This window comes from Actinosynnema pretiosum (genome assembly GCF_024171695.1).
GTDB classification, from domain to species: domain Bacteria; phylum Actinomycetota; class Actinomycetes; order Mycobacteriales; family Pseudonocardiaceae; genus Actinosynnema; species Actinosynnema pretiosum.
In genome coordinates this window covers 196,407-210,586 of sequence record NZ_JAMTCF010000015.1, presented here as the reverse complement: position 1 = coordinate 210,586, position 14,180 = coordinate 196,407, and the positions used below count along the sequence as shown (strand labels likewise).

At 76.0% G+C, this 14,180-nt stretch carries 6 protein-coding genes (1 of these 6 only partly in view); 3 read left to right on the top strand and 3 right to left on the bottom strand.

The genetic code is table 11. The features are described from left to right. Window positions 1–71 precede the first annotated feature (71 nt). Window positions 72–989 carry a helix-turn-helix transcriptional regulator gene (locus tag LV78_RS28450; protein ID WP_253848742.1) on the top strand — a complete coding sequence of 306 codons (918 nt, stop codon included), beginning with the start codon at window positions 72–74 and terminating at the stop codon, window positions 987–989. A gap of 39 nt (window positions 990–1,028) precedes the next feature. On the opposite strand, the gene LV78_RS28445 is transcribed toward LV78_RS28450, so the two are convergent. Beyond that, window positions 1,029–1,442: a GNAT family N-acetyltransferase gene (locus LV78_RS28445; RefSeq protein WP_253848741.1), complete on the bottom strand. Its 414-nt coding sequence runs from the start codon at window positions 1,440–1,442 to the stop codon at window positions 1,029–1,031. Between the two features lie 1,100 nt (window positions 1,443–2,542). Here LV78_RS28445 and LV78_RS28440 point away from each other — a divergent pair. After that, window positions 2,543–5,269, top strand: coding sequence for a helix-turn-helix transcriptional regulator (locus LV78_RS28440; RefSeq protein ID WP_253848740.1), 2,727 nt, complete (start codon window positions 2,543–2,545; stop codon window positions 5,267–5,269). A gap of 61 nt (window positions 5,270–5,330) precedes the next feature. On the opposite strand, the gene LV78_RS28435 is transcribed toward LV78_RS28440, so the two are convergent. Further along, entirely contained in the window at window positions 5,331–6,377 is a 1,047-nt protein-coding gene (locus tag LV78_RS28435; RefSeq protein WP_253848739.1) for a 3-dehydroquinate synthase family protein, read from the bottom strand. A 313-nt stretch (window positions 6,378–6,690) separates the two neighbouring features. Next, window positions 6,691–7,485 (bottom strand): hypothetical protein, encoded by a 795-nt coding sequence (locus tag LV78_RS28430; protein ID WP_253848738.1) that lies wholly within the window; start codon window positions 7,483–7,485, stop codon window positions 6,691–6,693. Window positions 7,486–7,760: 275 nt separating this feature from the next. On the opposite strand from LV78_RS28430, the gene LV78_RS28425 reads away from it, so the two are divergent. Next, window positions 7,761–14,180, top strand: partial view of a type I polyketide synthase gene (locus LV78_RS28425; RefSeq protein WP_253848737.1) — the beginning only. 14,070 nt of this gene lie beyond the right edge of the window; the window shows 6,420 of its 20,490 coding nt (coding positions 1–6,420); the start codon lies at window positions 7,761–7,763; the stop codon falls past the right edge of the window.

Below are 14,180 nucleotides of genomic sequence, written 5' to 3'. Positions count from 1 at the left end.
GGCAGGAGGCGTTCATCGGGGGGATGATCTCCACCCCCCTCGCGGGAGGAGGGGCCGCCTAGAGTGGTGGGGTGGGCAACGGGGTGCGCTCGGTGGGGAACCGGGCCGACGTGCGGGACTTCCTGATCAGCAGGCGGGCCCGGATCAGTCCGGGGCGGGCCGGGTTGCCCTCGGGTGGGCGGCGGCGGGTGCCGGGGTTGCGGCGGGAGGAGGTCGCGCTGCTCGCCGGGGTCAGCGTCGACTGGTACACCCGCTTGGAGAAGGGGCACATCGGCGAGGTGTCGCGGGAGGTGCTCGACGCCGTGGCGGGGGTGCTGCGGCTGGACGAGGAGGAGCGGGTCTACCTGTTCGACCTCGCGCGCGCGGCCCGGCCCGCGCGCCGGGTCGCCGAGGTGGAGGAGGGGCTGCCGGAGAGCGCGCGGTGGTTGCTGGACGGCATGACGCTGTCCTCGGCGATGATCACCGGCAGGCGCCAGGACGTGCTGGCCGCGAACGCGCTGGCCCGCGCGCTCTACGCGCCGCTGTTCGCCAGCGGCGCCACGACCGGGAGCGGTCGGGCGAACCTGGCCAGGTACCACTTCCTCGACCCCGGCGCCCGCGACTTCTACGGGGACTGGGGCGGCACGGCCGACGTGCTCGTCGCCGCGCTGCGCGCCGAGGCCGGGCGCGATCCGCGCGACGTGGGGATCCGCGAGCTGGTCGGGGAGCTGACGGGGGCGAGCGGCGAGTTCCGGGCGCGGTGGGCCGCGCACGACGTGCTGCTGCACCCGCGCGGCGCCAAGGTCTTCCGGCACCCCGTGGCGGGGACGCTGAGCCTGAGCTACCACTCGGTGGACCTGCCGGTCTCCGCCACCGAGACCCGGCACGTGTGCGCGTGCACCGCCGAACCCGGCTCGGTCGACGAGGAGAGGCTGCTCTCGCTCGTCGGACGGGCCGGGGGCGCGACGCGGGTCGGGGGCGGGGTCGAGCCGGAGGTCGACGGACGCTGACGCGCTCGCGGCGGTGGCACGCCCCCTGCGCGTCCGGCGCTAGAGCGTCAGCGCCATCCCGATCGAGTCGGGCGCGGTCTCGGTGAAACCGTGCTTCAGGTACAGCGGGCGGCCGGGCGGGTCGGCCAGCAGGGTCACGAACGCGCCGGGCGGGGCGGCCTCGCGGATGCGCTGGAGCAGGGCGGTCATGACCGCGCCGCCGATGCCCCTGCCCTGGTGCTCCGGCAGCACGGCCATGTCAACGATGTGGAAGTACCAGCCGCCGTCGCCGAGGACGCGCCCCATGCCGACGGTCTCGCCGTTCGCGTGCGTGACGTGGCACGAGGCCCAGGCGCCGGGCAGTGCGGCGGCGGCCTGCTCCGGGGTCCTGGGCGACAGACCGGACTCGGCGCGCAGGCGGAGGTAGTCGTCGGTGGACGGCGGGGTCGGGTGGAGCTCGTAGTCCCGGTGCACGCGGTCAGGCTCTCACGGGCGCGGGTGGGGTCGCCCCAGGCCTGCCCGACGATTTCCACGTCGGTGGGGACGCGGGTGGGCGTCTCGCGGATTTTCGACATGGCCGGGCCTGACGAGACGCTGCGGTACCGGTGAAAAGGGGCCCGCCGGGGACGTTGCCGACAGTCCCCGACATCCCCCGGACGGGCTCCGGGCAATGCGGGCGTCGCTGCGGGTTTCCCTCCCACGTCGAACACCACCACCGCGCGGCTCCGACGCCCCGACGCGGGGAACACCTGTTCACGGGCGGGACGAGCGGGAGCGGGGACAGGGCCGGAAGTGGGCACAAAAGGCCGGGGAACGAGGTTCGACAAACGCAGTCGAATAGGGCTCGGGACATTTACCGAACAGCCGGGAAAGAGTTTTGCCGAACCCGCACACCAACCTCACCGGAAAGACGGGCAACAAGACCCTCAAAACCCCCCGACAACCACCCGTGAAACACCCGCCACCCCGACCAGGTCACCGACTGACATCACGCTCAGTCAGTATCAACACGCCCCACCCGCAGGGCGGAGCGCGACGAGCCCGGCCAACCGGGCAGCGAGCGGGCACCTCCGTTCGGCCCAGCGGAGGGCCAAGCTCGCACGTAGCACGGGTTGAACCTACCCAAGGGCAGCTCAACCCGTTCGGAGCAGAGTGGCGCCGGTCACCTCAGAAGCAGTCACAGTTGGCAACAACTCCAGTCCACGCGGCGTGGCATCAACCGGACCTGCCCCGATCACACCCGCCGGTGCAACCGAATGCAGCAGGGATATCTTTCCCGCCCCCTCGGCGGTTAACCGGGAGGGGAGCTAGGCCCACCCCTAAGCCGCTTGCCCACATGCCCAACAATGGTGAAGATGGAACGGCGGACCGCACCGCGAACGCGAGCCGAACCCCGCGAGAGGGCGCGGTGAACGAACCTGAAAAAGTTACCGCCGCGTAACTGGCGGGTCGAGTGCCCGCCCCGCGCGCGGTGGAGGGCATAACGGGCTTCAGGAGCTTGGCCACCCGGTCCCGACGGCCGAGCCGTCTTCCGGACCACACCTCCTCGGACCACGGAAAGGACCACTTCCCCAGTGGAGCTTCTGCGCGCACCCGAGATCCAGTTCGCCGTCGAGCACCTCGCGGTGGACCTGCCGGACCGGGCGGGACGGGCGTTCCTCGTGGACGGACCACCCGCCTGCGGCAAGACGACGGCGCTGCGGCGCCTCGTCGACCGGATCGCCGCCGAGGACCACCTCGTGCTCACCGCCACCTGCACCCCGCCGGAGACCGAGCTGCCGTTCGGGGTGCTCGCCCAGCTGGTCGCCTCCCCCGGCATGGCCAGGGTCGACCCGCGCCTGGTCGCCGACCTCGGCGAGCTGCTCGCCCCGGCGACGCGGCCGGTGGACGAGGCTGCGCTGCTCCAGCTCTACCACTCGCTGTGCGCGGCGCTGATCGCGCTGTCCGAGGAGGTGCCGCTGGTCATCGCGGTGGACGATGTCCGCCACGGCGACACCGCCTCGCTGCACGTGCTGCTGCAGCTGGTGCACCGGCTGGACACCGCGCGGGTGCGGCTGCTGCTCACCGACGACCTGCTGCTGCCGGTGAGCTTCCCGCCGCTGCGCTACGAGCTGCTGCGCCTGCGCGGCCTCGGGCTGGTCAGGGTCGCCCCGCTGCCGACCGCGCGGGTGCGGGAGGAGGCGGTGCGGGCGGTCGGCGCGGACGTGGCCAAGCGGGTCGACTTCGCCGCGCTGACCGGCGGCAACCCGCTGCTGCTGCACGCGCTGGTGGTGGACGTGCTGGAGGCGGGCGAGCCGCGCGAGATCGGCTACGGCAACTCGTTCCTGTCCTGCCTGCACCGCAACGAGCCGCTGTTCCTGGACACCGTGCGCGCGCTCGCCGTGCTGGGCCGCTGCTCGCCGTCGGACCTGGGGCGGGTGTCCGGGAACGAGCCGGAGCAGGTCGCCCAGGTGCTGAACGCGCTGCAGGAGTCGGGGCTGCTGGACGAGGACGGCTTCCGGCACGACGCGGCCCGCCGCGCGGTGGTCGCGGACACCCCGGTCGCCGAGCACGAGGTGCTGCACCGCAGGGCCGCCCGGCTGCTGCGCGACCAGGGCGGCTCGGTCACCGACATCGCCGACCACCTGCTGCGGGCGGGCCGGATCACCGACCCGTGGGCGGCCGACCTGCTGGTGGACGCGGCGGAGCTGGTGGTGCAGCGCGGCGAGCCCACGGCGGCGGTGGCGCTGCTCCAGCGCGCGCTCGACTGCAGCCCGGACCGGGAGCGCCGGACGGCCGTGCAGGCGCGGCTGGCCACGGCCGAGTGGCTGGTCAACCCGTCGACCTCGGCCAGGCACCACACCGCGCTGCTGGCCGCGTTCCACGCGGGCCGGTTGTCGGTGCGCGACAGCGCGGTGCTGATGAAGCACCTGCGCTGGGCCGGGAACACCGCCGACTCGGACGCGGTGCTCGCCCGGCTGCGGACCGACCCGCGCGCCGCCGAGGAGGTGCCGGTGCTGGAGCACTGGCTGACCAGCACCTACCCCGGCGCGGCCCGGCCGAGGGCGGCGCCGGGGCGGACCTCGGACTCGGCGCGCACCAGGGCGGACCTGGTGCCGAGGGCGACGGCGGTGCTGCTGGACGTGCTGGTGGCCGGGGACAGCGACGACGTGGCGGGCCGGGCCGAGGCGGTGCTGCGCGAGTTGCAGCTGGCCCGCGAGTCGGGCTGCTACGGCGGGGCGGCCGTGCTGGCGCTGTCCGCGCTGGTCTGCTCCGACCGCGCGGACGTGGCCGCCGCGTGGTGCGAGCAGCTGCTGTCGGCGCGGGCGGCGCCGCTGCTGCCGATGCCGCGCGCGCAGGTGCTGGCGCTGGCGGCCGAGTCGGCGCTGCGCAGGGGCGACCACCCCGGGGCGGACGAGCTGGCGCAGGAGGCGCTGACCGTGGTCTCCCCCACCGCGTGGGGCGTGTCGGTGGGGTTGCCGCTGAGCACCCGCATCCTCGCGCTGACCAGGATGGGCCGCTACGACGAGGCGGCGGCGGTGGTGGCGCAGCCGGTGCCGAACGGGGTGTTCGGGCACCGCAACAGCGTGGACTACCTGTACGCGCGCGGGCACTTCTTCCTCGCGCGGGAGCGGCCCCGCGCCGCGCTGGGCGACTTCCTGCTGTGCGGGGAGCAGCTGACCCGGTGGGGGCTGGGCAGCGGGTGCGCGCCGGTGCCGTGGCGGACCGCCGCGGCGGAGACGTGGCTGGCGCTGGGCAACCGGGACCAGGCGCGGGCGCTGATCCACGAGCAGCTCGGGCGGCCGGGCACGGACAGCCGCCGGGCGCGCGGCCAGGCGCTGCGGCTGCTCGCGGCGACCAGCTCGGTGAAGCGGCACCCGCAGCTGCTGCGGGAGGCGATGGCGGTGTTCGAGGCGGTGGACGACAAGTACGAGCTGGCGCGGACCCTGCGCGACCTGGGCAGGGCGCAGCGGGCGCTGGGCGAGAACAAGCTGGCCCGCCGGGTGATCCGGCGCGGGTGGCACGTCGCGCGGATGTGCGAGGCGGCTCCGCTGTGCGAGGAGCTGATGCCCACCTCGGACGGCCTGGTGCCCGCGCAGCTGACGTCGACCGCCCGCAGGTCGGACCTGGACCGGTTGACCAGCTCGGAGCACCGGGTGGCCGCGCTGGCCGCGTCGGGGCTGACCAACCGGGAGATCGCGGTGAAGCTGTACGTCACGCACAGCACGGTGGAGCAGCACCTGACGCGGGTGTTCCGCAAGCTCGGGATCAAGCAGCGGGAGCAGTTGCCGCCGGAGCTGAGCGTCGACCGGTCGAAGTGACGCGCGGGGAGCGGCCCGGTCCTGCGGGACCGGGCCGCTCCCCGTTCGGTCCGCTTCCCGTTCAGGCGCGGGGCATCGCGGCCAGGGTGGTGGCGACGACCCGCTCGTCCACGTCCCGCACCAGCTCGACGCCGTTCGGGCCGTCGAGCACGAACGCCAGGCCACCGGTGGACTTCTTGTCGCGGCGCATGAACCGCAGCAGCTCCTCGTCGGACACGCCCGGCGGCAGCGCCACCGGCAGCCCGTACCCGGCGACCACGGAGCGGTGCTCGGCCACCCGGTCCCCGTCGATCCGGCCGAGCGCGCCCGCCAGGCGGCCCGCGAAGACGGTGCCGATCGCGACGCCCTCGCCGTGCCGCACCTCGAAACCGGTGGCGAGCTCCAGGGCGTGGCCGAGGGTGTGACCGTAGTTGAGGGTGTGCCGCAGGCCGGAGTCGCGCTCGTCGGCGGCGACCACGCGGGCCTTGAGGGCGACGCTGGCCGCGACCTGGTCGAGCAGCGGCAACCGGTCGAGGCCGGGCGCGCCGATGAAGTGGCAGCGGGCGATCTCGCCGAGGCCGTTGCGCAGCTCGCGCTCGGGCAGGGTGGCGAGCAGGTCGAGGTCGCACAGCACGGCGGCGGGCTGCCAGTAGGCGCCGACGAGGTTCTTGCCCTCGGGGAGGTTGACCGCCGTCTTGCCGCCGACGCTCGCGTCGACCTGGGCGAGGAGCGAGGTCGGCAGGTGCACGACCGGGGTGCCCCGGTGGTAGAGCGAGGCGGCGAGGCCGACGGCGTCGGTGGTGGTGCCGCCGCCGCAGGAGACGACGACGTCGGCGCGGGTGAGGCCGAACTCGGCGAACCGGCTGCACAGGTGGGCGACGGCGCCGAGGGTCTTGTCGCGCTCGCCGTCGCGGGCGGGGAGGACCAGGGAGGGGACGCCGGGGTCGGGGGTCTGGTCCGCCGGGCGGGCGGTGACGACGACGGCCCGGCGGGCGCCCAGGTCGCGCACGACCTCGGGGAGGAGGGCGCGGACACCGGGTCCGATGTGGACGGTGTACGAGCGGGGGCCGAGCTCGACCCGGACCTCACGGGTGGTCGCGGCGGGGGCGGGACGGGTGGAGCTGGGCACTGCTTCCTCCTGGGGTGGGACGCGGGTGGTGACCCGATCGGGCGGCGGGACAGGGCTGATGGGGGCGCACTCGGGCAGGAAGGGGAGCGCGTTGGGGGGCGATCGGGCAGGAACTCGGACGAGGTGGGCGACTGGGAGCGGTCCCAGTGGTCGAGCGGGGAAACGGTTGGGAGGTAAGGCGATCAGGTGGGGGCGTGGGCTGACGGACGTCGGCTGACGGGCACGGGCCGAGGGGTGGTCGTGCGCGGCTGACGGGTGGTCGTGCGCGAGCCGACGGGTGGTCGAGCGCGGACCGACGGGTGGTCGTGCGGGGTCAGCCGTGGTCGCGGCTGGCCGTCACGAGGGCGGTGCGCAGGGTGAGCGCCGCGCGGGCCGCCACGGCCGCGCTCACTCCGAGGCGGTTGTGGGTCAGGGCGGCCTGTTCGCACAGCAGCGGCAAGGCCGGGCGGCGGCGGTCGGCGGCCGTGCGGAGCTGTTCCAGGTAGCGCCGCCACGCGCCCGCGGGGCCGACCACCCGGCCGCCCGGCGGTCGGCCCTGCGCGGCGACCGCCGCCTCGGTGCGGGCGGTCGGGCTCAGCGGTCTGCTCCAGCTCTGCCAGCAGTGGAAGAGGAACGGGGGTCGGGCCGGTTCCGGGGCCAGCGCGACCAGTTCGGCCAGGTGGTGCAGGACCGTGGCCTGGGCGCCCGCCTCGCCGAGGTCGTCGCCCCAGCCGGGGCCCGTGCCCGCCGCGACGGCCACCGCCAGGTCGCTGGACGCGGTCGCCACCTCCACCAGCTGCTCGACCGGCAGGCCGTCGTCCGCCTCGGCGGGGTCCACGCGCAGGCCTCGGTCCGCCGCCTCGGCGCACAGCACGGCGAGCACCGGGCCGCGCGCGGCCTCGGTCGTGCCCAGCCACAGCGCCACCCCCGTCCCCGCGCCGCGCAGGAAGGACCAGTGCGCGGCCCGGTCCCGCGCGCGCAGCTCCCGCACCACGGCAGGCAGCACGCCGGTCACCGCGCGCGGTTCGGAGGAGCCTCCGCCGTCCGCGAGGAGCCAGCCCGACCAGGACGGCGCGCCCGTCTCCTGAGGTCCGCCGATGGGCGCTTTCGCGGCGCCGGTCCGCGTCATGTCCACCACCACTTCCACCTGGGCGAGAACGTGTTCTGCGGGATCACCGCGCTGTTCCGACGACGCCGACGATAACGGCGCGCAATACCCGGAATTCACCGCCAAAACAGGTCAGGGGGGTGCAGGGGGATGCCTTAGGGGGCGAGTGCGCGCAAAGCGGAAGAAGAATCGGAAGCACAGGCAGGAGCGACTTCCCAGCGCAGGCCGCAGGGCCGGGGTCCGCACCCAGCGGACACCCCGGTCCTGCCCGTGCGCGCACCGAAGGGCGTGGTGACATGCTGCGGACCGACCTGATCCGCCCGGTTCCCGAACTGCTGAAGGCGGGCGCGGATCGCTTCGGCGACAAGACCGCCTACTCGGACGGTCGCCGTTCGGTCGGGCACGCGGAACTGGAACGCCGCACGCGGCGTCTCGCGGGTCACCTCGGGCAGTTGCGGCTGCACCCCGGCGACCGCGCGATGATCTGCCTGGGAAATCGCGTCGAAATGATCGAGAGCTATTTCGGCGTGCTCCGCGCGGACGCCGTGGCGGTTCCGGTGAACCCGCGCTCGACCGACGCCGAGCTGAGCCACCTGCTGTCCGACAGCGGCGCCCGGCTGGTGATCACCGACGCGGCGCGGGCGGAGCGGTTCGACCGGTTGCGCGCCGAGCGGTTCGGCGACCTGACCGTGGTGGCGGTGCAGGACGGGCCGCTGCCGGACGGGGTCGTGCCGTTCGAGCCGCTGGCCGCCGGGGAGCCGGAACTGCCCGCGCGCGACGGGCTCGGGCTGGACGACGTGGCCTGGATGCTCTACACCTCCGGCACGACCGGTCGCCCCAAGGGCGTGCTGTCCACGCAGCGCAGCTGCCTGTGGTCGGTGGCCGCCTGCTACGTGCCGGTGCCGGACCTGCGCGCCGAGGACCGGGTGCTGTGGCCGCTGCCGCTGTTCCACAGCCTGTCGCACATCGCCTGCCTGCTGGCCGCCACGGCGGTCGGGGCGAGCACGCGGATCGTGGACGGCACGTCGGCGCAGGACGTGCTGACGGCGCTGGAGCAGGAGCGCTCGACGTTCCTGGCAGGCGTGCCGACGCTGTACCGGTACCTGGTGGACGCGGCCCGCGAGCGCGGGTTCACGGCCCCGGACCTGCGGGTGGGCCTGGTCGGCGGGGCGGTGACGACGGCGGAGCTGCTGCGGGCGTTCGAGGACACGTTCGGCGTGCCGCTGATCGACGCCTACGGCAGCACCGAGACGTGCGGGGCGATCACGGTGAACTGGCCGTCCGGGGAGCGGGTGGCCGGTTCGTGCGGGCTGCCGGTGCCGGGGCTGACCGTGCGGCTGGTGGACCCGGAGACGCTGCTGGACGTGCCCGCCGGGGAGGAGGGCGAGTTCTGGGTGTCGGGGCCGAGCGTGATGCTGGGCTACCACAACCAGCCCGAGGCGACGGCCGAGGTGCTGCGGGACGGCTGGTACCGGACGGGCGACCTGGGGCGGCGCGACGGGGCCGGGTTCTGCGCGGTGACCGGGCGGATCAAGGAGATGATCATCCGGGGTGGGGAGAACGTGCACCCCGGCGAGGTCGAGGCGGTGGTGCGGGCGGTGCCGGGGGTGGCGGACGTCGCCGTCGTCGGCAAGCCGCACGACGTGCTGGGCGAGGTGCCGGTGGTGTTCGTGGTGCCTGCTGCGGGCGGGTTCGACCCGGCGGCGGTGCTGGCGGCGTGCCGGGAGGAGCTGTCGTACTTCAAGGTGCCCGAGGAGGTCTACGAGATCGAGCGGGTGCCGCGCACGGCGTCGGGGAAGACGACCCGCCACGTGCTGCTGGAGCTGCCCGCGCGGTTGCGGGCGGCGTCGAGCGGGCAGTTCCAGTCGCTGCTGCGGCTGGACTGGGTGCCAAGGACGGTGCTGCCGGGGGACGACGCGACCGCGAGCTGGGTGCTGACCGACGGCGACCCGCTCGGGGTCGCGGAGGGGCTGCGGGCGACGGGCGCGCTGGTGCGGATCGGCGAGCCTGGTGGGGAACCGGTGGCGGGGGGTGGGCCGGGCGCGGGGGAACCTCGGGCGGACGGGACCGGCGCGCGGGTGCGCGCAGGCGAGTCGGGTGCGGGCGGCGTGGGCGGACCTGCCGTGGACGGCGCGGACGTGGGCGAACCGGCCACGAGCGAGTGGGGCGCGGGCGAAGGCGGCGCGGGCCGGAGCGCTCCGGGCACGAGCGGCCGGGGTGGCGGCGCTCCGGGCGGGGGTGATCCGCACCTGGACGGCCTGGACACGGATGAGTCGGGCGAAGGCGGCGCGGGCCGGAGCGCTGCCTGCGCGGGCGGCCGGGGTGGCGGCGCTCCAGGCGCGGGTGAACCGCACCTGGGCGGCCAGGTCGGCGGCGAGCCAGGCGCGGGGGAACCGCACCCTGGCGGCGCGGGCGCGGATGCGTCGGGCGGCGAAGGCGGCTCGGGTCGGAGCGCTCCGGGTGCGGGTGAGGTTCCGCAGGTCGTGCTGCTCGCGGTGGTTCCCGGTGAGCGCGGCGAGGTCACGCGGGACGTGGACGCGATCGCCGACGGGGTGGCCCGGCGGCTCGTCGGGTGGCTCACGGACGACCGGCTCGCGGGGGCGCGGTTCGTCGTGGCCACCTCGGGGGCGGTGTCGACCTCGCCCGAGGAGGACTTGCGGGAGTTGCGGCTGGCCCCGGTGTGGGGTGTCGTCCGGTCGGTGCAGGCCGCGTTCCCCGGCCGGGTCGTGGTGGTCGACCTGGACGCGTCCGGGGACGGGCGGGCCTCGGCGTTGGCCGGGGTGGTCACGGGTGGGCACGAGCAGGTCGCCGTGCGCGGGGGCGTGCCGCTGGCGCCCCGGCTGGCCAGGGTGTCGGTGCCCGCCGAGGCCGTCCCGGCTCCGGCGCTCGACCCGGACGGGGTGGTCGTGGTCACGGGTGGGGACTCGGTGCGGGGCGCGGCCCTCGCGCGGCACCTGGTGGCCGCGCACGGGGCCCGGCACCTGCTGCTGGTCTCCCCCGACGGTCTGCCCGACCAGGCCGCCGCCGACCTGGAGGCCGGGTTCGCGGCGGCAGGCGCCCTGGCGCGGTCGGTGGTGTGCGACCCGGCCGACCCGGCCGCGCTGCGCGCCCTGCTCGACGCGCAGGACCGGCCGGTCGCGGCCGTCGTGCACGTGCAGGGCGGGCGGTCGCTGCCGGACTCCGCGCGCGCCCTGGTCACCCTGCACGAGGTGACCCGGCGGGCGGCCCCGGCGCTGTTCGTGGTGGTCACGTCGGTGGCCGGGCTGCTGGGCTCGGCGGGCGACCCGGCGCGCGCGGCGGCCGACCGGTTCGCCGAGGCGCTGGTGCGCAGGCGCGCCGATCGGGGGTTGCCCGGCCTGGCCGTGGCCTGGGGGCCGCTGCCCGGCGAGCCCGTGCCGCCCGGCGCGGGGGCGCTGCCGATGGCCGAGGCGCTGACCTCGTTCGACGCCGCGCTCGCCGCCGACCGGGGGTCGCTGGTGGTGCTCGGGCTCGGATCGCGGCGCGCGGCGGGCGTGGTGCCGCCGGTGCTGCACGACCTGGTCGACGGCGGACGCGCGGCCGGGGTCGCGCCGGGCGCGGTGGCCGAGTTCCGGCGCGGGCTCGCCGAGGCGGGCGGGCAGCGGGCCCGGCGGATCGCGCTGGACCTGGTGCGCGCGCACGTCACGTCCGCGCTCGGCCTGCCCGAGGACACCCCGGTGCGCGCCGACCAGGCGTTCCGCGACTTCGGCGTCACCTCGCTGACCGCCGTGGCGCTGCGCGACCGGATCAACGCCGCGACCGACGCGTCCCTGCCCGCGACGGCGGTGTTCGACCACCCGACCCCGGCCGCGCTCGCCGACCACCTGGTGCGCGAGGTGACCGGGGACCGGCCGCAGGTCGCCGAGGCCCGCCGGACCTCGCGCGCGGACGAGCCGGTGGCGATCGTCGCCATGGGGTGCAGGCTGCCCGGCGGGGTGGCCTCGCCCGAGGACCTGTGGCGGCTGGTGGACGGGGGCGTCGACGCGATCGGGCCGTTCCCGACCGACCGGGGCTGGGACCTGGACGTCCTGTTCGACGGGTCCGACTCGCCGGGCCGCTCGTACGTGGACCGGGGCGGGTTCCTGCCGGGCGCGGGCGACTTCGACGCCGGGTTCTTCGGGATCTCGCCGCGCGAGGCGCTGGCGATGGACCCGCAGCAGCGGCTGCTGCTGGAGGTGGTGTGGGAGACCGTCGAGCGGGCCGGGATCGACCCGCGTTCGCTGCACGGCACGGACGTCGGCGTGTTCAGCGGCCTGATGCACCACGACTACGGGGTCGAGCCGGGGGCGGCGCCGGAGGGGCTGGAGGGGTTCGTCAGCACCGGCAGCGCGGGCAGCGTGGTGTCCGGGCGGGTCGCCTACGCGCTCGGGCTGACCGGTCCGGCGCTGACCGTGGACACCGCGTGCTCCTCGTCGCTGGTCGCGATCCACCTCGCCGCGCAGGCGCTCCGGTCCGGGGAGTGCTCGATGGCGCTCGCGGGCGGGGTGGCGGTGATGGGGCAGCCGACCTCGTTCGTGGAGTTCTCCCGGCAGCGCGGGCTGGCCGGTGACGGGCGGTGCAAGTCGTTCTCCGACGACGCGGACGGCACGAACTGGGCCGAGGGCGTCGGCGTGCTGCTGCTGGAGCGGCTCTCGGACGCGCGCCGCAACGGGCACCCGGTGCTGGCGGTGGTGCGCGGGAGCGCGGTCAACCAGGACGGGGCGTCGAACGGGCTCACCGCGCCCAGCGGCCCGGCGCAGCGGCGGGTCATCCTGCAGGCGCTGGCGAACGCGGGCCTGCGACCGTCCGAAGTGGACGCGGTGGAGGCGCACGGCACCGGCACGGCGCTCGGTGATCCGATCGAGGCGCAGGCGCTGCTGGCGACCTACGGGCAAGGCCGCGCCGAACCGCTGTGGCTGGGCTCGCTCAAGTCCAACCTCGGTCACGCGCAGGCGGCGGCGGGCGTCGCGGGTGTGATCAAGATGGTGCTGGCGCTGCGGCACGGCGTCCTGCCCCGGACCCTGCACGTCGGCACGCCCACGTCCGCGGTGGACTGGTCGGCGGGCGCGGTCGAGCTGCTGACCGAGGCCAGGCCGTGGCGGGCGAACGGGCGACCGCGCCGGGCGGGCGTGTCCTCGTTCGGGGTCAGCGGCACCAACGCGCACCTCGTGCTGGAGGAGCACGGGGGACCCGCGCCGGTCGAGCCGGGCTCCCCCGGTCTGGTGGTCACCGGCGGCGCCGTGCCGCTGGTGCTGTCCGGGCGCACCCGCGCCGCGCTCGCCGCGCAGGCCGCGACCCTGCTCGACCACCTCGGCGGCGGAACCGACCTGGCCGCGCTCGGCCGGGCGCTCGCCACCACCCGCACGGCGTTCGAGCACCGGGCCGCCGTCGTGGCGCGGGACGTCGACGCCGCGCGGGCCGGGGTGCGCGCGCTCGCCGAGGACCGCCCCGCGCCGGGGCTGGTCACCGGGCAGGCCGACGTGGACGGCCCGGTGGTGTTCGTCTTCCCCGGCCAGGGCGCGCAGTGGACCGGCATGGGCCGGGAGCTGCTGGAGACCTCGCCGGTGTTCGCCGCGCGGCTGCGCGAGTGCTCCGAGGCGCTGGAGCGGTGGACCGGCTGGTCCCTGCTCGACCTGCTCGCCGACGGGGCCGAGCTGGACCGGGTCGACGTGGTGCAGCCCGCCTCGTGGGCGGTGATGGTGGCGCTGGCCGCGCTGTGGGAGTCGTGCGGGGTGCGGCCGGACGCGGTGGTGGGGCACTCGCAGGGCGAGGTGGCCGCCGCGTGCGTGGCGGGGTGGTTGTCGCTGGACGACGCGGCGCGGGTGGTGGGGCTGCGCAGCCGTGCGATCGCCGGGCACCTGGCCGGGCGTGGCGGCATGATGTCGGTCGCCGCCGGGGCGGAGCGGGTGGCCGGGCTGATCGCGGACTGGCGGGACCGGGTGTCGGTGGCCGCCGTGAACGGGCCGTCCGCGACCGTCGTGGCCGGGTCCGCCGAGGCGCTGCCGGAGCTGGCCGCGCACTGCGAGCGGGAGGGCGTGCGGGCCCGGATCATCCCGGTGGACTACGCCAGTCACACCGAGCACGTGGACGCGCTCGACGGGGTGCTGCAGGAGGTGCTGGCGGGTGTCACCGCGCAGGCGGGGCACGTGCCGTGGCTGTCCACGGTGGACTTGGACTGGGTCGACGTCACGCGGCTGGACGCCGACTACTGGTTCCGGAACCTGCGCGGGACCGTGCGGTTCGCCGACGCGGTGGCGGCGCTGGCCGGGTCGGGGCGCCGGGTGTTCGTGGAGGTGTCGAGCCACCCGGTGCTCACCGCCGCGACCGGCGAGGTGCTGGAGGCGGCCGGGGTGCGCGACGCGCTGGTGGTCGGCTCGCTGCGGCGCGACGACGGTGGGCCGGAGCGGCTGCTGACCGGGCTGGCCGAGCTGCACGCGCGCGGTGTCCCGGTGGGGCTGGACGAGGTGTTCTCGGGCGTGGGCGGGCGCGTGGAGCTGCCGACGTACGCGTTCCAGCACGAGCGGTACTGGCTGGTGCGCGGCCCGGTGACCGGGGACGTGTCGGGGTCGGGGCTGGTGGACGCGGCCCACCCGCTGCTCGGCGCGGTCGTGCCGCTGCCGGGCACGGGCGGGGTGCTGCTGTCCGGGCGGCTCTCGCTGCGGCGGCAGCCGTGGCTGGCCGAGCACGCGGTGGCGGGCCGGGTGCTGCTGCCGGGCGCG